Genomic DNA, 19437 nt, shown 5'->3' on the forward strand with positions numbered 1-19437 from the left:
CACTACGGTCCTTCGGCTCTGGCGCCGGGTCTCGTGAACCGTATCACAAACTATTTGATGAGGTCTTTACCCGTAAGTGTGCCAACTGTCACACATGAGAGTGACCCTGCGCGTCTGTGCGGGGCGCGCCCGTGAATTGTCTGGTAATGGACCGCGCTGCCGGTTTCGGCGAGGGCGGACGGGCCGTACGGCGGGCGGGCGTCAACCGCGCGTTCCGGCCTTCCTTCGCACGGGGTGGGTACTCCGGGCGCCCAGCGCCGTCGCCCCGTTGACCCCGGCGGGGAGCCGGACCTCCTCGCCGCCGTCCGGCCCGGGGGCGGTGGCGGCCGCCGGTCCGGCCGGGCTCGCGGGTGCGGCACCGGCCGCCGGGACCGGTCCGGCCGTCTCCGCCGGCTCCCCGGCGCCGGCCGCCGGGACGGCATCGCCGCCGGGGGTCCCGTCTTCGGGGGCCTCGTCGGCGGTGGCCGCCGCGTCGGGGCGGACCTTGCGGCGCCGGTAGCGGGGCGGCACGAACGCCTCCGCCCAGCGCGGGGCGCGCGGGGTGAAGCGCGGCAGCAGCAGGAGCACCAGGCCGATGGCGCTCAGCGCGACGATGCCCAGCACGATCCACATGGGCGCGGCCGAGTGCACGGAATAGGCCAGGGTGCCGAAGGCGATCAGCGCCGACCAGAAGTACAGGATCAGCACCGAGCGGCTGTGCGAGTGGCCGATCTCCAGCAGCCGGTGGTGGAGGTGGCCCCGGTCGGCGGCGAACGGCGACTGGCCGTTCCAGGTGCGGCGCACGATCGCCAGCAGCAGGTCGGCCATGGGGATGGCGATGATGGTCAGCGGCAGCAGCAGCGGGATGAAGACCGGCAGCGCGGAGTGGGTGGCCTCCCGGGCGGAGCCCTCGAAGATCTGGAGCACGTCCATGTCCACCTGGCCGGTGAGCGAGATGGCGGAGGCGGCCAGCACCAGGCCGATCAGCATCGAGCCCGAGTCGCCCATGAAAATCCGCGCCGGGTGCATGTTGTGCGGCAGGAAGCCCAGGCACATGCCCATGAGGATGACCGCGAAGAGCGTCGCGGGGGCGGCGGCCTCGACCGTGTAGCCGTACCAGACCCGGTAGGCGTACAGGAAGAACGCGGTGGCGGCGATGCAGACCATGCCGGCGGCCAGCCCGTCGAGCCCGTCCACGAAGTTCACCGCGTTGATGGTGATCACCACCAGGGCGACCGTCAGCAGGGTGCCCTGCCACTGGGTGAGCGCCACGATGCCGATGCCCGGGATCGGCAGCCAGAGGATGGTCAGACCCTGGACGACCATCACACCGGCGGCGATCATCTGGCCGCCGAGCTTGATCAGGGCGTCGATCTCGAACTTGTCGTCCAGCACGCCGATCAGCCAGATCAGCGCGGCGCCCGAGAGCAGCGCGCGCGGCTCGTTGGACTGGGCGTAGACGCTGTTGAGGTTGTCCAGGTGGTCCGCGACCAGCAGCCCCGCGCAGAGCCCGAAGAACATCGCGATGCCGCCGAGCCGGGGCGTCGGCTCCCGGTGCACGTCCCGGGCGCGGATCTCCGGCATCGCGCCGGCCGCGATGGCGAACTTCCGCACCGGACCGGTGAGCAGATAGGTCACCGCGGCCGTGACACAGAGCGTCAGCAGGTAATCACGCACGGGCTGCCCCACAGGAATCGCTGGCCATCTCAGCCCCACACCCTAGCCGTGCCGCCCACGTGGTGGAGGACACCAGGGTCGCCCCGGCCGGTTCCACGGTCCCCGGCCCGGTCGGTTCCACGGCGCTCACCCCGGTCGGTCGCGCGGGCCGCGCCCGCTCGGTTCCGGCCCCTACGGGCCCTGGTCCACCCCCTGATACGGCGGGAACCGGGCGGTGAGTTCACGTACGGCCGCACGGGTCCGGGTGCTCACCGTCTCGTCCGCGGCCGGGTCCAGCGCCCGGGTGAGCAGCCCGGCGATCCGCTCCATCTCCGGCTCCCCCATCCCCTGGGTGGTCACCGCGGCGGTGCCCAGCCGCAGCCCGCGCCCGGGGCCGGCCGGCAGGGCGCAGGTGTCCAGCACGATCCCGGCGGCGGCCAGCCGGATCCTGGCCTCCCGCCCGTCCGGGCCGAGCGGGGCGGGGTCGGCGGTGACGAGGTGGGTGTCGGTGCCGCCGGTGACGACGGCGAGACCCCGGTCCGCGAGCGCCGCCGCCAGAGTGCGGGCGTTGGCCACCACCCGCCGGGCGTACCCGGCGTACGCCCGGGTCGCCGCCTCCCCGAACGCCACCGCCTTGGCGGCGATGGTGTGCATCTGGGCACCGCCCTGGGTGAACGGGAAGACCGCCCGGTCGACCCGGGCCGCCAGCTCCGTGCCGCAGAGCAGCATCCCGCCGCGCGGCCCGCGCAGCACCTTGTGGGTGGTGGCGCACACCACGTCCGCGTACGGCACCGGGCTGGGCGCCACTCCCCCGGCGACCAGGCCGATGGGATGGGCGGCGTCCGCGACGAGGAAGGCCCCGGTCTCGTCCGCGATGGCCCGGAAGGCCGGGTAGTCGAGATGGCGGGGGTACGAGATCGAGCCACAGACGATCGCCTTGGGACGGTGCGCCCGGGCCAGCGCCCGGACCCGGTCGCAGTCGATCAGACCGGTCGCGGGATCGGGGCCGTACGGGACGAAGTGGAACCAGCGCCCGGAGAAGTTGGCGGGTGAGCCATGGGTGAGGTGGCCGCCCCGGGTGAGGGCCAGCGCCAGCACGGTGTCCCCGGGCCGGAGCAGCGCGGCGTACGCGGCCAGGACGGCGGCCGAGCCGGAGTGCGGCTGGACATTGGCGTGCGCGGCGCCGAAGAGCGCGGTGGCCCGGTCGGTGGCGATCCGTTCGGCGGTGTCCGCCAGGGCGCAGCCGCCGTGGTGGCGGGCGCCGGGATAGCCCTCGGCGTACTTGTTGGCGAGGGCCGAGCCGAGCGCGGCGAGTACGGCGGGCGAGACGAAGTTCTCGGCGGCGCTCAGCTGGAGCCCCTCCGCCTGCCGCCGCGCCTCCCCGGCGAGCACCTCGGCGAGCTCCGGGTCCTGGCGGCGCAGCGCCCCGGCGTCGGCCGGGTGGCCGGCCGGGTGCGCGGTCACCCGCGCGTCGGCGGCGGCTGCGGTGAGCGGCATCTGCGGCTCCGGGCGTGACGGACCGGTCCTCCGGCCGGGCCCCGGGGCGGGGTGCGGCCGGGTGTGCTTGCGGGTGTTCTCTCGGTGTGCTCGGTGTGCTCGGTGTGCTCGGTGTGCTCGGTGTGCTCGGTGTGCTCGGTGTGCAGCGGGATTCCCTCGGCGCTCTCCCAGAGTAGGCCGGTGCCGGGAGGGCCGCGCGCGGAGCGATTTCCGGCCATCCGCGGGACGCTGCCGTGCGGGCCGCGGCGGGGGCCGGCGGGAGGGGCGCGGTGGAGTGCGGGGGCCGGGCCGGGGAGGGCGGTGCCCGGGCGGCGGGGCGCCGGTGCGGTCCCCGGCGGGGCCGGGAAAGGGCGGGCCCGGGCGGCGGATTCCGGGGGCGGCGCGTTCCCGTGCGGGCGGGGACGAGGCCGGGGCCGGGCGGCCGGGGCGGGGCGGTGGGCTGCCGGGGCGGTGCCGGCGGGGCCGGGGTGGCGGGCTGCGGGTGCGCCGGGCTGCCGGTGAGGGGCGGGCGGCCTCGGGGGCCGCCGGAGGAACGGACGGCCGGGCTCAGTGGGCCGTCAGGCTCGGCGGGCGGCCGGGCTCAGCGGGCCGTCGGACGCCGGGGCGGGGCGGGCGGCCGGGGGCCGCCGGAGGAACGGACGGCCGGGCTCAGCGGACCGTCAGGCTCGGCGGGCGGCCGGGCTCAGTGGGCCGTCGGGACGCCGGTGAGGGCGGTGACGACCGGGTCCAGCGCCTGGTTGATCTCGTCCCCGACCGAGCGGAAGAAGGTGATGGGGGCGCCGTACGGGTCGTTGACCTCGTCCGCCTCGGCGTCCGGCGCCAGCAGCCAGCCCCGCAGTGCCGCGGCCGCCCGGACCAGGGCGCGGGCGCGCTCGACCACGCCCTCGTCCCGGGGGTCGGGCAGGGTGGCGGGGTCTATGGCCCGGACCAGCCGGGTGAACTCCTTGAGCGTGAAGGTGCGCAACCCGGCCGAGTGCCCCATGGAGATGACCTGGGCCCGGTGGTCCCGGGTCGCGGTGAGCACCAGATCGGCGCGGATGACGTGCTCGTCCAGCAGCTCCCGCCCGGCGAACCCGGTGGCGTCGGCGCCGAAGTCCGCGAGGACCGTCTCGGCGTTGGCCTCCATGGGCGCGCCCTCGTGGCCCCAGGTGCCGGCGCTCTCCACGACCAGGCCGCCGCCCAGCGGATCACCCAGCCGGGCCGCCAGGGCATGCCGGGTCAGCCGCTCGGTGATCGGTGAGCGGCAGACATTGCCGGTGCTGACGTGGAGGATCCGGAACGTGTCGCCGGTGGCGGCGGTGCCGCCTATGCCACGCCCCTCAGGGGCGGTCAATTCGCCACCTCGAGGTCGGGTACCACCTTGCGCAGCTCGGCCGGCGAGAGGGCACCCTCGCGCAGCAGCACCGGGACCTTGCCGGTCACGTCCACGATCGACGAGGGGACGTTGCCCGGGGTGGGCCCGCCGTCCAGGTAGACCGAGACCGAGTCACCGAGCATCCGCTGGGCGGCGTCGCAGTCCTCCGGGGCCGGGTGGCCGGTCAGATTGGCCGACGAGACGCCCATCGGGCCGACCTCGGTGAGCAGCTCGATGGCGACCGGGTGCAGCGGCATCCGGATCGCGACGGTGCCCCGGGTGTCGCCCAGGTCCCACTGGAGCGACGGCTGGTGGCGGGCGACCAGGGTCAGCGCGCCCGGCCAGAACGCGTCGACCAGCTCCCACGCCTGCTCCGAGAAGTCGGTGACCAGGCCGTGCAGGGTGTTGGGCGAGCCGATCAGCACCGGCGTCGGCATGGAGCGGCCCCGCCCCTTGGCCCCGAGCAGATCCGCGACGGCCTCCGCGCTGAAGGCGTCGGCCCCGATCCCGTACACGGTGTCGGTGGGCAGCACGACCAGTTCGCCGCGGCGGACGGCGGACGCTGCCTCACGCAGGCCGGTGGTGCGGTCGGTCGCGTCGTTGCAGTCGTATCGCCGTGCCATCAGCCGATCTCCCTTTTCCTAGTCACTCGGTTCTCCCCCTGCGTGCGGCGGGGGGACCCCCACGGAGCGCCAAAGGCGCTGCCGACGGTCGACCGTGCTCGGTCGCTCGCGCGGCGGCAGCCGCATGTCTGGCAGAGCCCTCGCAACCTCCGCGCACCCCCAGACTTCGTCCGGGGGTGCCCCCACTCCCTCTCGGCGGCACCGCGCCCCGTCAGCTCGCTCGCTCCGGGCGGGCGCACCGCGCAGCGCGGGAAAGCGGCCGCCGCGCCGCCGCCGGGAGTGGCACCGCGCGGGTGGGTCGCGCGGTGGAGGGGCGGCCTCGCCGTGTCCCGGGGCGGCCTCATGGCAGGGCCTTGCGGGCGGTGGCGAAGCGGGGGCGGTTGTTCAGGTCGGGGTGGTCGGCGGCGTCGGCCCAGCCGGCCGCCTCGTTGAAGATCCACGGCACCTGGCCGCCCTGGGTGTCGGCGTGCTCGACCACGACCAGGCCGCCGGGGCGCAGCAGCCGGTGGGCGGTGCGCTCCAGGCCCCGGATGGTGTCGAGCCCGTCCTCGCCGGAGAAGAGGGCCATCTCCGGATCGTGGTCGCGCGCCTCGGGGGCGACGTACTCCCACTCGGTGAGCGGGATGTACGGGGGGTTGGAGATCACCAGGTCGACCTGGCCGTCCAGCTCCGGGAGGGCGGTCAGCGCGTCGCCCTGGTGGACGGTGACCCGGGAGCCCTCGGCGTTCTTCCGGGTCCAGACCAGGGCGTCCTCGGAGAGCTCCACCGCGTGCACCCGGGAGCGGGGCACCTCCTGGGCGATGGCCAGCGCGATGGCGCCGGAGCCGGAGCAGAGGTCCACCACGACCGGTTCGACCACGTCCATGGCGCGTACCGCGTCTATGGCCCAGCCGACCACCGACTCGGTCTCCGGGCGCGGCACGAAGACCCCCGGACCGACCTGGAGTTCCAGATAGCGGAAGAAGACCCGTCCGGTGATGTGCTGGAGCGGTTCGCGGGCCTCGCGGCGGGCCACGGCCTCCCAGTAGCGGGCGTCGAAGTCGGCGTCCTTGACCAGGTGCAGCTCTCCCCGCTTGACGCCGTGCACGAAGGCGGCGAGCTCCTCCGCGTCGAAGCGCGGCGAGGGAACGCCGGCGTCGGCCAGCCGCTGGGTGGCCTGGGCCACCTCGGCTAGCAGCAGGGTGCGGGGGCCTGGGGGGCGCCCCCCAGAGTGTGGCTGCACGCTGGTCCTCCGGGCTGAACGGTGAGTGATTACGCGGCGGCGAGCTTCGCGGCGGAGTCCGCGTCGACGCACGCCTGGATGACGGCGTCGAGGTCTCCGTCGAGCACCTGGTCCAAGTTGTACGCCTTGAAGCCCACGCGGTGGTCCGAGATCCGGTTCTCCGGATAGTTGTACGTCCGGATCTTCTCCGACCGGTCGACGGTCCGCACCTGGCTGCGGCGGGCGTCCGCCGCCTCCTTCTCCGCCTCCTCCTGGGCCGCGGCGAGCAGCCGGGAGCGCAGGATGCGCAGGGCCTGCTCCTTGTTCTGGAGCTGGCTCTTCTCGTTCTGGCAGGAGGCGACGATGCCGGTCGGCAGGTGGGTGATGCGGACGGCGGAGTCGGTGGTGTTGACCGACTGGCCGCCGGGGCCGGAGGAGCGGTAGACGTCGATCCGCAGGTCGTTGGCGTGGATCTCGACCTCGACCTCCTCGGCCTCGGGCGTCACCAGGACACCGGCGGCGGAGGTGTGGATGCGGCCCTGGGACTCGGTGGCGGGCACCCGCTGCACCCGGTGCACCCCGCCCTCGTACTTCAGCCGGGCCCAGACGCCCTGGCCGGGCTCGGTGGCGCCCTGGCCGCCCTTGGTCTTCACGGCGACCTGGACGTCCTTGTAGCCGCCCAGCTCGGACTCGTTGGCGTCGATGATCTCGGTCTTCCAGCCCACCCGCTCGGCGTACCGCAGATACATCCGGAGCAGGTCGCCGGCGAAGAGGGCCGACTCGTCGCCGCCCGCGCCCGCCTTGATCTCCAGGATGACGTCCTTGTCGTCGCTGGGGTCGCGCGGCACCAGCAGCAGCCGCAGCCGGTCGGTGAGCTCCTCGCGGCGCCGGTCCAGTTCCTTCACCTCGGCGGCGAAGTCCGGGTCCTCGGCGGCGAGTTCGCGAGCGGTCTCGATGTCCTCGCCGGTCTGCTTCCAGGACCGGTAGACGGTGATGATCGGGGTCAGCTCGGCGTACCGCTTGTTCAGCCGGCGGGCGTTGGCCTGGTCGGCGTGGACCGAAGGGTCGGCGAGCTTCTTCTCCAGATCGGCGTGCTCACCGATCAGTTCCTCGACCGCCTCGAACATCGGGGGGCTCCTGTTGTCTGCTGTGTCCGCGCGCTCGGGGTCGCGGGTGGGGGCTGCTGCGGGAGACGGCAAACGCCGGTCCCGGCCGCCCCCGTCGGGACGGCCGGAGACCGGCGCAGTGGCTCGCTACTTCTTGGCGGAGCCGGCAGCCTTGCCGAAGCGGGCCTCGAAGCGGGCCACGCGGCCACCGGTGTCGAGGATCTTCTGCTTGCCCGTGTAGAACGGGTGGCACTCGGAGCAGACCTCGGCACGGATGGTGCCGCCGTCGATGGTGCTCCGGGTGGTGAACGACGCGCCGCAGGTGCAGCTGACCTGGGTCTCGACGTACTCGGGGTGGATGTCGCGCTTCAAGGTGTCTCCTAGTTTCGGGAGGGCACCGGGTCGCAGGCGCGGGATGCGCGTACGTGAACCGGGGCCGACGTACCAGTCTGCCAGGACCGGCCGTATCTCCCAAAACCGGGGGGCGGCCGGATCTATTCCACGGCCTCCGGGGGCGGCCGGCGCCCCGGACCTCTCGCCCTGCCCGGAGGCGGCCGGCGCGGCGCACCGGACTCGCTCGCCCTGCCCGGAAGCCGTCGGCCCGGCGGGCTCCGCCCCGCCGCCCCGCCCGGGGGCGGCCGGCTAGCGGACCAGGCCCTCGGCCTGCCCGGAGGCGGTGTCCTTGGTGGCGGAGGCGGGGATCGGCTTGTCCGCCCGGAGCGCCTGCCAGACCTGCTCGGCCTTGGCCTGGAGCGGGACCACCCGGTTCGGGTCGCTGGGGTCGTACTGCACCGGCAGGGTGACCATGTGGACGTCCTTCGCGCCGAGCCCGCTGAGCCCGCGCCCGAAGGAGGCCAGCTCATTGACGGAGTTCAGCTCGGAGTCGGGCTTGATCGCCTTGGTGGCCGAGTCGGCGATGTCCAGCAGCTTCTTGGGGTTGGTGAAGATCCCGACGCTCTTCACCTGCTCGATGAACGCCTTCATGAACGCCTGCTGGAGCTGGATGCGCCCGAGGTCGCTGCCGTCGCCGACGCTCTTGCGGGTCCTGACCAGGCCGAGGGACTGCTCGCCGTCGAGCGTGTGGGTGCCCGCCGGGAGCGTGAGGTGGCTCTTCTTGTCGTCGATCGGCTTGGTGGTGGTGATCTCGACGCCGCCGAGGTCGTCGATGAACTTCTTGAAACCGGAGAAATCGACCTCGATGTAGTGGTCCATCCGGATGCCGGACATCTGCTCGACCGTCTTCACCGCGCAGGCCGGGCCGCCGGTCTCGAACGCCGTGTTGAACATCGCCCGGTGCCGGGCCGGGGCCGTCCCGCCGTCCGGCGTCGGGCACTCCGGGCGCTGCACGATGGTGTCCCGGGGGATGGAGACCACGCTGGCCTTCTTGTGGCCCTCGTAGACGTGCAGGATCATCGCCGTGTCCGAGCGGGCGGCGCCTTCGTCGCGGCCGTACGAGGAGTTGGCGCCGGACCGGGTGTCGGAGCCGAGGACGAGCACGTCCATCGACCCGTTGTCGATGTCCTGGGGGCGGTCGTCGTCCTTGAGCTGGGCGTTGATGTCCACGCTCTGGATGTTGCCGTTGAGCGAGAGATAGACGTACCCGAGCCCCGCACCGCCGGCCAGCACCAGCCCGGTGGCGGCCCAGGCGGCCACGGTGACCTTCTTGTTCTTCGGAGCCCGCCCTCTGCGGCGGCGCCCGGTGGCGCGTATTCGGCTGCTGCCCTGGTCGGCCATGTCTCCCTCTGTCCTCGGCGAATCGCTACCCCCGACCATGGCGATCAGGCCATGGTCCGTAGCCGGTCGTGCGAAGCCGACCTGTCAGACGGGGAAGCGTCCCCGAGGGTTGCACGGGGTTGTGAGAAGAACTTGAGAATCGGAGCCGGGCCCATGGCCGCCGGTTCCGGGCCATTCGGCCCGCCGGTGAGCCGGCCGACGGCCGCGCGGCCATCCGGCCACCCGTCCGCCTGCCGGGCCGAGCCCCCCCGCGCCGGTACGAGCCCGGGGGCGTGGCCGCCCGGCGGCGGAGCCGTACCCCCGACTCCCGGCCAGTGCCGCGCGGTTCCCGTCCCGGGACACCCGCCCCTGGGCACCCGTACCGGTGCGGCCCGGGGACGGCCCACCCGGCAGCGGCGGGGCCCGTACCGCCGGGCCCGTACCGCCGGGCCCGGGCCTGAGCAGCGGTGACACCGGGGCCCCGGCTCCGGTGTGCCGGGCCCAGGACGCCGGGCCGCGTGACGACCCCGGGCCGTCCTGGACCGGACGCTCCGGCGCGGGCTAGGGAAGCGGAGCCGTACAGCGTCGTACGGCGGGGATCCGGGACCGGGCCGGCCCACGGGCCCGGGTGCCGGAAACGCCGGCGCGCCGTGGCCCCGTACCGGAAGTACGGGGCCACGGCGCGCAAGATGCCGGACGGCGGGCCGCTATGGCCCGGCGGCCGGGTCCGGCGGGGACACGGTGAGCAACACCGCGCCCCCACCGGACAGCCGGTCGGCCGGTCAACCAATCGGCCAGTCAGCCGGTCAGCCGGTCAGCCGAAGAGGTTGAAGGCGTTCCAGCCGCCGCCGATCTTCACCCGGGCCGCGAACGGCGCCGAGGCGGATCCGCGACCGGGGTAGAGCCAGAGCGTCCCGGCGCTGTCGCGGGCGAACAGGTCGGCCCGGCCGTCACCGTTGACGTCGCCGGTGGCGGCGAACGCGGTGAAGGTCCAGCCGCCGCCGATCAGCGTCCGGGCCCCGAAGGGCGCGGAGGCCGAGCCGGTGCCCGGGTAGACGTACAGCCGGCCGGCGGTGTCGCGGGCGAGCAGGTCGGCCCGGCCGTCACCGGTGTAGTCGCCGCGGCCGGTGAGGGTCATGGTGCCCCAGCCGCCGCCCACCCTGACGCGGGCGCCGAAGGTGCCGTCGCCCCGGCCCGGGTACGTCCACATCACGCCCGAGGCGTCCACCGCGAGCAGGTCGGCCGCGCCGTCGCCGGTCAGGTCGCCCGGGACCGCGAGGGACTTCATCGCGCCCCAGCCGCCGCCGATCCGGGTCCGGACGAAGGTCATGGTCCGCTCGTCCAGGTGGTACCAGCCCAGGTCGCCCTTGGTGGTGCGGTACAGGTACTCGAAGACGCCGTCCCGCTTCAGGTCGGCCTGGCGGACGAGGTTGACGTCGCTCCAGTTGCCGTAGCTCTCCCGGCCGCCCAGCGTGGTGCCGCGCGAGTAGTACTCGAACAGCTCGCCGCCGGTGGTGCGGGCCAGCAGGTCCGCCCGGCCGTCGTCGTTCAGGTCGGCGTCGTCCAGCCGCGGGGCTATCCGCCCGGTGTAGCTGGCGGCCTTGGCGAAGACGCCGTAGGCGCCCTTGGCCACGCAGTCGGTGACGCCCCAGGAGACCACGCCGACGATCCGGCCGCCGACCACGAGCGGGCCGCCCGAGTCGCCGTTGCAGGCCGTCACCGTGCCGGCGTCCTGGCCGGAGGCCGCGTTGCCCGCGCAGAACATGTTGCGGGGGGTGAACTCGCCGCCGTAGTAGCTCGCGCAGGAGGAGTCGGCCCGGACCGGGACGGTCGCCTTCTGGAGGGTCGGCGCCAGGTCGTCCTTGGTGGAGCTGGTGCGGCCCCAGCCGTAGACGGTGGCGGCGGTGCCCGCCTTGTACGAGGCGGTGTCGGTGGCCGGGGTCACCGGGAGCGTCTTGTACGGCAGCGGGGCGCTGAGCGTGAGCACCGCGACGTCGTTGTCGAGCGTGACGTCGTTGAAGGTGGGCTCCACCCACTGGCGGGTGACGCCGACGACGGTGGCGTTGTCGTCGAAGAGCTTCGCCGAGCCGGCCAGCACCGCGCCGCGCGAGGTCCAGTCGCTGCCGTACGCGCAGTGCGCGGCCGTCAGGACCTTGTTCGGCGCGACCAGGGTGCCGCCGCAGAAGAAGCTGTCGTCACCGTTCTCGTAGTACAGCTGCACCATCCACGGCGCCTCGTTGATCGCCGCGGACTTACCGCTGATGATCTTCGGGTCCACGGTGCGGCGCGGCGACCCGCTCGGCGCGGGCTGCGGCGCGGCGGTGACGGCGGCGGGCTCCGGGTCGTCCTGCCCGGCGCCCTTGCGCAGGGCCGCGCGGACGTCCGCCACCCGGGCGCGCAGCTCCGCCGCCGAGGGCGCGGCCGGCTCGCGCAGGGTGCGCGCGTCCGGGTGCGGAACCGGGGCGGCCTGGGCGGATACGGCGCCGAGCACGCCGCCTCCCAGGGTGAGTGCGGCGAGGGCCGCGGGGAGGGCGAGCCGCGCCCTCCGCTGAGCAGATGTCACTCAGGTCTCCTCTCCAGGGCCGTGCGGGGAGGGACCGAGCGGTCGGCGACCGCGACGCGGGACACCACCGGGAGAGGCACGGAGGGACCGGACCCGGCCGGATGGGCCGAATGGGCCCACGCTCCGGCGCGGAGCCGTGCCGCCGGCATGGCTCCGCCCACCCAGTGGGCCAGATTCGGAAATACGTTCCCCCCACTACGACCCGCTGATCGTACAACGCCGAACCGCCCCCGTCACGACGTGACGGGGGCGGTTCGGCGTACGGTGCGACACCCGGCCGGGCGGGGCACGGAAGGCCGGTCAGGACCGGCCGGAAGACCGGTCGGGACGGGCCGGAAGGCCGGTCGGGACAGGCCGGGACGGGCCGGAAGGACCCCTCCTGACGGTCGTCGCGGTCAGTCGTTTCCGTTGCCGGCCGACGGGGTCGTCTTCTGGATCTGGAGCAGGAACTCCGCGTTGGACTTCGTCTGCTTCATCTTGTCGAGCAGCAGCTCGATCGCCTGCTGCTGGTCGAGCGCGTGCAGCACCCGGCGCAGCTTCCAGACGATGCCCAGCTCCTCGCCGCCCAGCAGGATCTCCTCCTTGCGGGTGCCGGACGCGTCCACGTCCACCGCCGGGAAGATGCGCTTGTCCGCGAGCTTCCGGTCGAGCTTGAGCTCCATGTTGCCGGTGCCCTTGAACTCCTCGAAGATCACCTCGTCCATCCGCGAGCCGGTGTCGACCAGCGCGGTGGCCAGGATGGTCAGCGAGCCGCCGTCCTCGATGTTCCGCGCGGCACCGAAGAAGCGCTTCGGCGGGTAGAGCGCGGTCGAGTCGACACCACCGGACAGGATGCGGCCGGAGGCGGGCGCCGCGAGGTTGTACGCACGGCCCAGACGGGTGATGGAGTCCAGCAGGACGACCACGTCGTGGCCCAGCTCGACCAGGCGCTTGGCGCGCTCGATGGCCAGCTCGGCGACGGTGGTGTGGTCCTCGGCGGGACGGTCGAAGGTCGAGGAGATGACCTCGCCCTTCACCGACCGCTGCATGTCGGTGACCTCTTCCGGACGCTCGTCGACGAGGACGACCATCAGGTGGCACTCGGGGTTGTTGTGGGTGATCGCGTTGGCGATCGCCTGCATGATCATGGTCTTGCCGGTCTTCGGCGGGGCCACGATCAGACCGCGCTGGCCCTTGCCGATCGGCGACACCAGGTCGATGATCCGGGTGGTCAGCACGCCCGGGTCGGTCTCCAGGCGGAGCCGGTCCTGCGGGTAGAGCGGGGTGAGCTTGTTGAACTCCGGACGGCCCCGGCCCGAGTCGGCGGCCATGCCGTTGGCGGAGTCCAGCCGCACCAGGGCGTTGAACTTCTCGCGGCGCTCGCCCTCCTTGGGCTGGCGCACGGCACCGGTGATGTGGTCGCCCTTGCGCAGGCCGTTCTTGCGGACCTGGGCGAGGGAGACGTACACGTCGTTCGGGCCCGGCAGGTAGCCGGAGGTCCGGATGAACGCGTAGTTGTCGAGGATGTCGAGGATGCCCGCGACCGGGATCAGGACGTCGTCGTCGGAGACCTGGGGCTCGCCGCCGCCGGCGAAGTCCTCACGGCCCCGGCGGCCCCGGCGGTCGCGGTACCGGCCGCGCCGGCCGCGGCGGCCGCCCTGCTCGTCGTCGAAGTCGTCCTGCGGGCCGCTCTGGCCGCCCTGCTGACCGCCCTGGCGCTGCTGGCGCTGGCCACCGCCGCCGCCCTGCTGCTGGTCGTCGCCCTTGCGGTCGCGCTGGCGGTCCCGCTGGCGGTCGCCCCGGTCCCGGCGGCGATCGCGGCGGCCGTCGGCGCCGTCCTGGCCGTCGCCCTTGGCGGTGTCGGGCCGCTCCTCGGTGCGGGTGTCGGTCCTGGCCTCGGTGCGCACCTCGGTGGCGACGTCGCCGCGCGCCTCGGAACGGGACTCCGTGCGGGCCTCGCCCTCCGGGGCACCGGCCGGCGCGGTGGCGCGACGGCGGCGGCGCTCGGCCGCGGGCTGGTCGTCGCTGGCGGGCTGGCCCGGGATGTCGATCTGCTGCTGGGCGACCGGCTGGCCCGCCTTCACCGTCTTGGCGGCGGACTTCCCGGCGGCGGAGTCGGCGGCGCCGGCGGACTTGTCGGCGGCCTCCTCGCCCGTACGGGCCTTGGAGGTGGTCCGGCGCTTGGGCTTGGCCCCGTCCGCGTCGGCGCTCTTCGCCGCGGGGGCGCCGCCGGCCGCGGCCTGCGCCTCCTTGATGACCTCGATCAGCTGGCTCTTGCGCATCCGCGCGGTGCCCCTGATGCCGAGGCCGGACGCGACCTGCTGCAGCTCGGCCAGGACCATGCCCTCAAGGCCGGTGCCGGAGCGGCGGCGCCGTGCGGTGGTGCCAGTGGCAGCACCTGCGGCGGGCGCGGCGCTGTCGACACTGGTGTCGGCGGGCACGCCCATCAGATCGGTGGTGTCGCTCACGAAGGGTCCTTCCCTGGAGCGGACGTCGGCCTTCTGGCTCGGCGACCGGTTGTGCTGTCCGGCCCGGTCCGTGATCTCGTTCGATCGCGGCCGGAGCCGGGGCGGTGGTCCCGCCGGGATGTACGGCGGAAGAAGAAACAACGTGCGTGGGTCCGGCCCGAGGCCCCCTGCTCGGCCCACTCGCGCGGAGAGCGAGGGGTGTCGCGTGCCGGTTCCGGAGCGTGCTCGAAACTGCTCAGGCGGGCTGCTCAGGCAGTTGGGGAGGCTCCCGGAAGAAAGGTGGTCCCGGAAGGGGACACGCAGCACCACGCCACAAAGACGTCGGGTGCAGACTTGAGGTTAACACTACCGGCTCCAACAAACATTCCCCCTCTCCCACACCGGCAATCCCGCACCTGTGCGCGGCGCCCGCTCAGGCGGCCAGCGGCAGCACGCTCGCCCCGGAAACGTCCAGGTCGAGCCGGTTGGCGGCCCAGCCGTCGCCCGCCAGTCTGGCCACCTTCTCGGCCGTCCCCTCGTCGGCCAGCGCCAGCACCGTGGGCCCCGCGCCGGAGATGACCGCGGGTACGCCGTCCGCGCGCAGCCGCCGCACCAGGGCGACGCTCTCCGGCATGGCCGGCGCCCGGTACTCCTGGTGCAGCCGGTCCTCGGTGGCGGCGAGCAGCAGCTCGGGGCGCCTGGTCAGCGCCTCCACCAGCAGTGCGGCCCGGCCGGCGTTGGCGGCGGCGTCCACATGGGGGACGGTACGGGGCAGCAGCCCGCGGGCGGTCTCGGTGAGAACCGGCCGGTCGGGGACGAAGACCACCGGAACGACGGTGGCGGCGGGGTCCATCCGGATCGCGCGCGCCGCTCCGCCCTCGCTCCAGGCGAGCGTGAAGCCGCCGAAGAGACAGGCGGCCACGTTGTCGGGGTGTCCCTCGATCTCGGTGGCGAGCTCCAGCAGCGCCGCGTCGTCGAGCCGGGCGTCGCCGCCTATGGTCACCGCGCGGGCGGCGACGATTCCGGCGCAGATGGCGGCCGACGAGGAGCCGAGGCCCCGGCCGTGCGGAATGCGGTTGGCGCAGACGACCTCCAGGCCGCGCGGCTGGCCGCCGAGCAACTCGAAGGCGGTGCGCAGGGAGCGTACGAGCAGATGGCTCTCGTCGCGCGGGAGCGAGTCGGCGCCCTCACCTGCGATGTCGATGTGCAGTCCGGAGTCGGCGACCCGGACGACCACGTCGTCGTAGAGGCCCAGCGACAGGCCCAGGGCGTCGAAGCCCGGCCCCAGATTGGCGCTGGTGGCGGGAACGCGCACCCGGACGGCGGCGGCGCGGAACGCGGGACCGGCCATCTTGCGATGACTCTCCTTGGCTATGGACGACGTGCGGGGGACGGCGTGGCTGCGACGACCGGCCCGGACGGGCTCGCGCGGCCTGCGCGGCGCCCGTTCCGCCTCGCCCCTGGGGGCGGCGTCGGCAGCAACGGCGACGGTGCCGCGGCATATGCGGCGCGGCGGGTTCGGTACAGCCTATCGAAGGAAGGTTCTGGGACGACACAGGGCGCACAGGAGGCGCACGATGCGTGTCGCGGGGCCTCCGTGCTCCTTTGGGGCATGCGGTACGGCTTGCGGCTTTTTCCGGTACGGCGCCGGGCTCGTCCGGCCGGGAGGCGTACGGCGGCACAAGGCGCGCCGGGGCGTGAGACGCGGGCGGCACAGGGCACGTCGGGCCGTGCGACGTACGGCGTCGCCGGTCCCGGCCGGGCCGCGGGCGTACGGCCCTCACCAGGCACGCCCGCCCCGGAGACGTACGACGGCCCGGGGCGCACCGGTCCGCGAACGCCCGGCATTCCCGGGCACGTCGGGCCCGGACACGTACGACCGCACAGGGCGCCCCGGGACCATGGACGCGCGGCGGCGGGACGGGGCGCGCCCGATCCGGGGACGTACGACGGCCGCGACGACGTACGACGGGCCCGAGGACGTACGGCGGGCCGTAGAGGTACGACGGGCACGCGCGATCCGCGAACGAGCGGCGTCCCCGGGCAGGTCGGGCTCGGAGACGTACGAGGCGCCGGGCGCGCCCGGGCCGCGAACGGATGGCGCGGTTCCGGCCGGGCGGGCCCGATCGCCGCTCGGACGGCGGGAGTTCGGGCACCCTTCCGTCCGTCGACTTCCGGCCGGGTACCGCACACCGCGCCTCCGGCCGGGTACGCCCCCGTCGGCGGGCACCCGGCCCGGCGAGCCGACGCCACAGGCCCCGTCCCGGGACCCGGCCCGGGACGCGCCGGACGGGCGCCGGACACGCCGTCAGGAAGGGCGTCCCGCCCGGCTCCGGGTGGCCGGCACCGCACCGCCCGGCGTCACCGGCAGCGGGCGTTCCCGGGCAGGTCGTACGTCCAAGGCGACCGCCCGTGACCTGCGCACTCCCGCGCCGCGCCCGTGCGTCCGGCACGCCTCGGCGTCCCGTGCACCCCCGTGCGGAACGCGCACCGGGCCGCCGATCCCGCCCGGCCGGGCGAACGCCGGGCCCGCCCCGGACAGGACGCACCCGGCGCGACGGCGGCACGAGTCCCCGTCGGGCCGCCCCGGATCCGGAGCCGTCAGGCGAGGCCGAGGCGCCCGGCGGCGGCGGCCGCGTCGACCGGGACGGTGACCGGCTGCGGGGCTCCCGCGACCGCCCAGTCCGGGTCCTTGAGGCCATTTCCGGTCACCGTGCAGACGATGGTCTGGCCCGGGTCGACCTTGCCCTGCTCGGCCGCCTTCAGCAGACCGGCCACCGAGGCGGCCGAGGCGGGCTCCACGAAGACGCCCTCCTGCGCGGCCAACAGCCGGTAGGCGCGCAGGATCTCACGGTCCGTCACCTCGTCGATGAAGCCGCCGGACTCGTCGCGCGCGGCGAGGGCGTAGTTCCAGGAGGCCGGGTTGCCGATCCGGATGGCGGTGGCGATGGTGGACGGGTCCTTGACCACCTCGCCGCGCACCAGCGGGGCCGAACCGGACGCCTGGAAGCCCCACATGCGCGGGGTCCGGGTGGCCACGGCGTCCGCCGCGTACTCCCGGTAGCCCTTCCAGTAGGCGGTGATGTTGCCGGCGTTGCCGACCGGCAGGACATGGATGTCGGGGGCGTCGCCGAGCATGTCCACGATCTCGAAGGCGGCCGTCTTCTGGCCCTCGATACGGACCGGGTTGACCGAATTGACCAGCGCCACCGGGTAGTTGTCGGAGAGCGCGCGGGCCAGCGTCAGGCAGTCGTCGAAATTGCCGTCCACCTGGAGGATCTTGGCGCCGTGCACCAGCGCCTGGCCCATCTTGCCGAGGGCGATCTTGCCCCGCGGGACCAGCACCGCCGAGACCATCCCGGCGCGCACCGCGTAGGCGGCGGCCGAGGCGGAGGTGTTGCCGGTGGAGGCGCAGATGACGGCCTGGGCGCCCTCCTCCTTGGCGCGGGTGATGGCCATGGTCATGCCCCGGTCCTTGAAGGAACCGGTGGGGTTGGCCCCCTCGACCTTCAGGTGCACCTCACAGCCGGTGCGCTCGGAGAGGACCTGGGCCGGGACGAGCGGGGTGCCGCCCTCGCGCAGCGTGACGACGGGCGTGGTGGCCGTGACCGGAAGACGGTCCCGGTACTCCTCGATGATGCCGCGCCACTGGTGGGTCCTGGTCATGGGTCCTTACTCCCCTTCAACACGCATGATGCTGGCGACACCGCGCACGGTGTCGAGCTTGCGCAGCGCCTCGACGGTCCCGGAGAGGGCGGCGTCGGGCGCGCGGTGGGTGACGACGACGAGGGACGCCTCGCCGCCTCCGTCCTGGCGGCTCTGCTGGCGCACCGTGTCGATGGAGACACCGTGCTCCGCGAAGACCGTCGCGACCTGGGCGAGCACGCCCGGTTTGTCGGCCACGTCCAGGCTGATGTGGTACCGCGTCACCACGTCGCCCATGGGGCTCACGGGCAGCTGGGTGTACGCGGACTCGCCGGGCCCGGTCGATCCTTCGACCCGGTTGCGGCAGACGGCGACCAGGTCGCCGAGGACGGCCGAGGCGGTCGGCGAACCGCCGGCGCCGGGGCCGTAGAACATCAGCTGCCCGGCCGCCTCGGCCTCCACGAAGACCGCGTTGTACGCGCCGCGGACGGAGGCGAGCGGGTGGCTGAGCGGGATCATCGCGGGGTGCACCCGGGCGGTGACGGAGCCCCCGTCGGCGGCCCGCTCGCAGATGGCGAGCAGCTTGATGGTGCAGCCCATCCGCTTGGCGGAGGCGAAGTCGGCGGAGGTGACCTCGGTCATCCCCTCGCGGTAGACGTCGTCCAGCCGGACCCGGGTGTGGAAGGCGATCCCGGCGAGGATGGCGGCCTTGGCGGCGGCGTCGAAGCCCTCGACGTCGGCGGTCGGGTCGGCCTCGGCGTACCCGAGCGCGGTGGCCTCGTCGAGCGCCTCGGAGTAACCGGCGCCGGAGGTGTCCATCTTGTCGAGGATGAAGTTGGTGGTGCCGTTGACGATGCCGAGCACCCGGTTGACCTTGTCCCCGGCGAGCGACTCGCGCAGCGGCCGGACCAGCGGGATGGCGCCGGCGACGGCGGCCTCGTAATAGAGGTCCTGGCCGTGCCGCTCGGCCACCGCGTGCAGGGCGGCGCCGTCCTCGGCGAGCAGCGCCTTGTTGGCGGAGACGACCGAGGCGCCGTGCTCGAAGGCCGTGGTGATCAGCGTCCGGGCCGGCTCGACGCCCCCGATGACCTCCACCACGACGTCGATGTCGCCGCGCTTGACCAGCGCGGTGGCGTCGGTGGTGACCAGCTCGGGCGCGATGCCCGCGCGCACCTTGCCGGGGCGGCGTACGGCCACTCCGGCGAGCTCCACCGGGGCGCCGATGCGGGCGGCGAGGTCGGCGGCATGCGTCGTCATGATGCGCGCCACCTCTGAGCCGACCACTCCACAGCCCAGCAGCGCCACCTTCAACGGACGCGTACGCATCATCCGACCTCGATTCCTTCTCCAGCGTGAATGTCAACCAGTCTCACTCACCGGACGGGGCTTTCCGCCCGCGGTCCGGATCCTGAGACATGAATTTCATCACCCGGGCCTCGGGCACCGGGGCGGCCGCCCGGGCGAGGCGCGCGCGAGCATCGCCCCCCGACCAGCTTCTCATCGCCCCACCCGCGCCGGGCGGATCGGCCCCCACCTGACCGCGAGGTCCTCACCGGTCCGGGGCCCCACCGGACCGGAAGGACCCCAGCCGTCCGAGAACCCCACCTGGCCGGGAGACCTCCGGGTCCGGAAGGCCGCGCCGGGCCGGGAAGGCCCTCACCGGACCCGGAAGAC

Annotated in this window: 13 protein-coding genes; all 13 read right to left on the bottom strand. The window is 74.1% G+C overall.

Annotation, left to right across the window (positions count from 1 at the left end):
* Positions 1–201 precede the first annotated feature (201 nt).
* On the bottom strand, positions 202–1656 hold the full coding sequence (locus tag NX801_RS00825; protein WP_258784762.1) for an MraY family glycosyltransferase: 1455 nt from the start codon (positions 1654–1656) through the stop codon (positions 202–204).
* A 171-nt stretch (positions 1657–1827) separates the two neighbouring features.
* On the bottom strand, positions 1828–3132 hold the full coding sequence (locus NX801_RS00830) for a serine hydroxymethyltransferase (protein WP_258784763.1): 1305 nt from the start codon (positions 3130–3132) through the stop codon (positions 1828–1830).
* 682 nt (positions 3133–3814) lie between these two features.
* Positions 3815–4465 carry an arsenate reductase/protein-tyrosine-phosphatase family protein gene (locus NX801_RS00835; RefSeq protein ID WP_258784764.1) on the bottom strand — a complete coding sequence of 217 codons (651 nt, stop codon included), beginning with the start codon at positions 4463–4465 and terminating at the stop codon, positions 3815–3817.
* Positions 4462–5109, bottom strand: coding sequence for an L-threonylcarbamoyladenylate synthase (locus tag NX801_RS00840; RefSeq protein WP_258784765.1), 648 nt, complete (start codon positions 5107–5109; stop codon positions 4462–4464). Before NX801_RS00840 ends, NX801_RS00835 begins: the two co-directional genes overlap by 4 nt.
* A gap of 340 nt (positions 5110–5449) precedes the next feature.
* The gene (prmC, locus tag NX801_RS00845; protein ID WP_258784766.1) at positions 5450–6331 is read right to left on the bottom strand and encodes a peptide chain release factor N(5)-glutamine methyltransferase; all 882 of its coding nucleotides are present in this window, start codon (positions 6329–6331) and stop codon (positions 5450–5452) included.
* 29 nt (positions 6332–6360) lie between these two features.
* Positions 6361–7437 (bottom strand): peptide chain release factor 1, encoded by a 1077-nt coding sequence (gene prfA, locus NX801_RS00850; RefSeq protein ID WP_258784767.1) that lies wholly within the window; start codon positions 7435–7437, stop codon positions 6361–6363.
* 126 nt (positions 7438–7563) lie between these two features.
* Positions 7564–7788, bottom strand: coding sequence for a 50S ribosomal protein L31 (gene rpmE, locus NX801_RS00855; protein WP_258784768.1), 225 nt, complete (start codon positions 7786–7788; stop codon positions 7564–7566).
* Positions 7789–8058: 270 nt separating this feature from the next.
* Complete coding sequence (locus tag NX801_RS00860; RefSeq protein ID WP_258784769.1) at positions 8059–9150, bottom strand: LCP family protein; 1092 nt, start codon at positions 9148–9150, stop codon at positions 8059–8061.
* Between the two features lie 793 nt (positions 9151–9943).
* Entirely contained in the window at positions 9944–11692 is a 1749-nt protein-coding gene (locus NX801_RS00865) for a trypsin-like serine protease (protein WP_258784770.1), read from the bottom strand.
* 395 nt (positions 11693–12087) lie between these two features.
* Entirely contained in the window at positions 12088–14139 is a 2052-nt protein-coding gene (rho, locus tag NX801_RS00870; protein ID WP_258784771.1) for a transcription termination factor Rho, read from the bottom strand.
* Positions 14140–14551: 412 nt separating this feature from the next.
* Positions 14552–15469 carry a homoserine kinase gene (gene thrB / locus NX801_RS00875; RefSeq protein ID WP_258784772.1) on the bottom strand — a complete coding sequence of 306 codons (918 nt, stop codon included), beginning with the start codon at positions 15467–15469 and terminating at the stop codon, positions 14552–14554.
* Positions 15470–16719: 1250 nt separating this feature from the next.
* Positions 16720–17784, bottom strand: a complete 1065-nt coding sequence (thrC, locus tag NX801_RS00880) for a threonine synthase (RefSeq protein ID WP_258784773.1) — start codon at positions 17782–17784, stop codon at positions 16720–16722.
* A 6-nt stretch (positions 17785–17790) separates the two neighbouring features.
* A complete protein-coding gene (locus tag NX801_RS00885; RefSeq protein ID WP_258784774.1) occupies positions 17791–19092 on the bottom strand; it encodes a homoserine dehydrogenase in 1302 nt (433 codons plus the stop codon).
* Between the last annotated feature and the right edge of the window lie 345 nt (positions 19093–19437).

The sequence above is a fragment of the Streptomyces pyxinae genome (genome assembly GCF_024756275.1).
Classification (GTDB): domain Bacteria; phylum Actinomycetota; class Actinomycetes; order Streptomycetales; family Streptomycetaceae; genus Streptomyces; species Streptomyces pyxinae.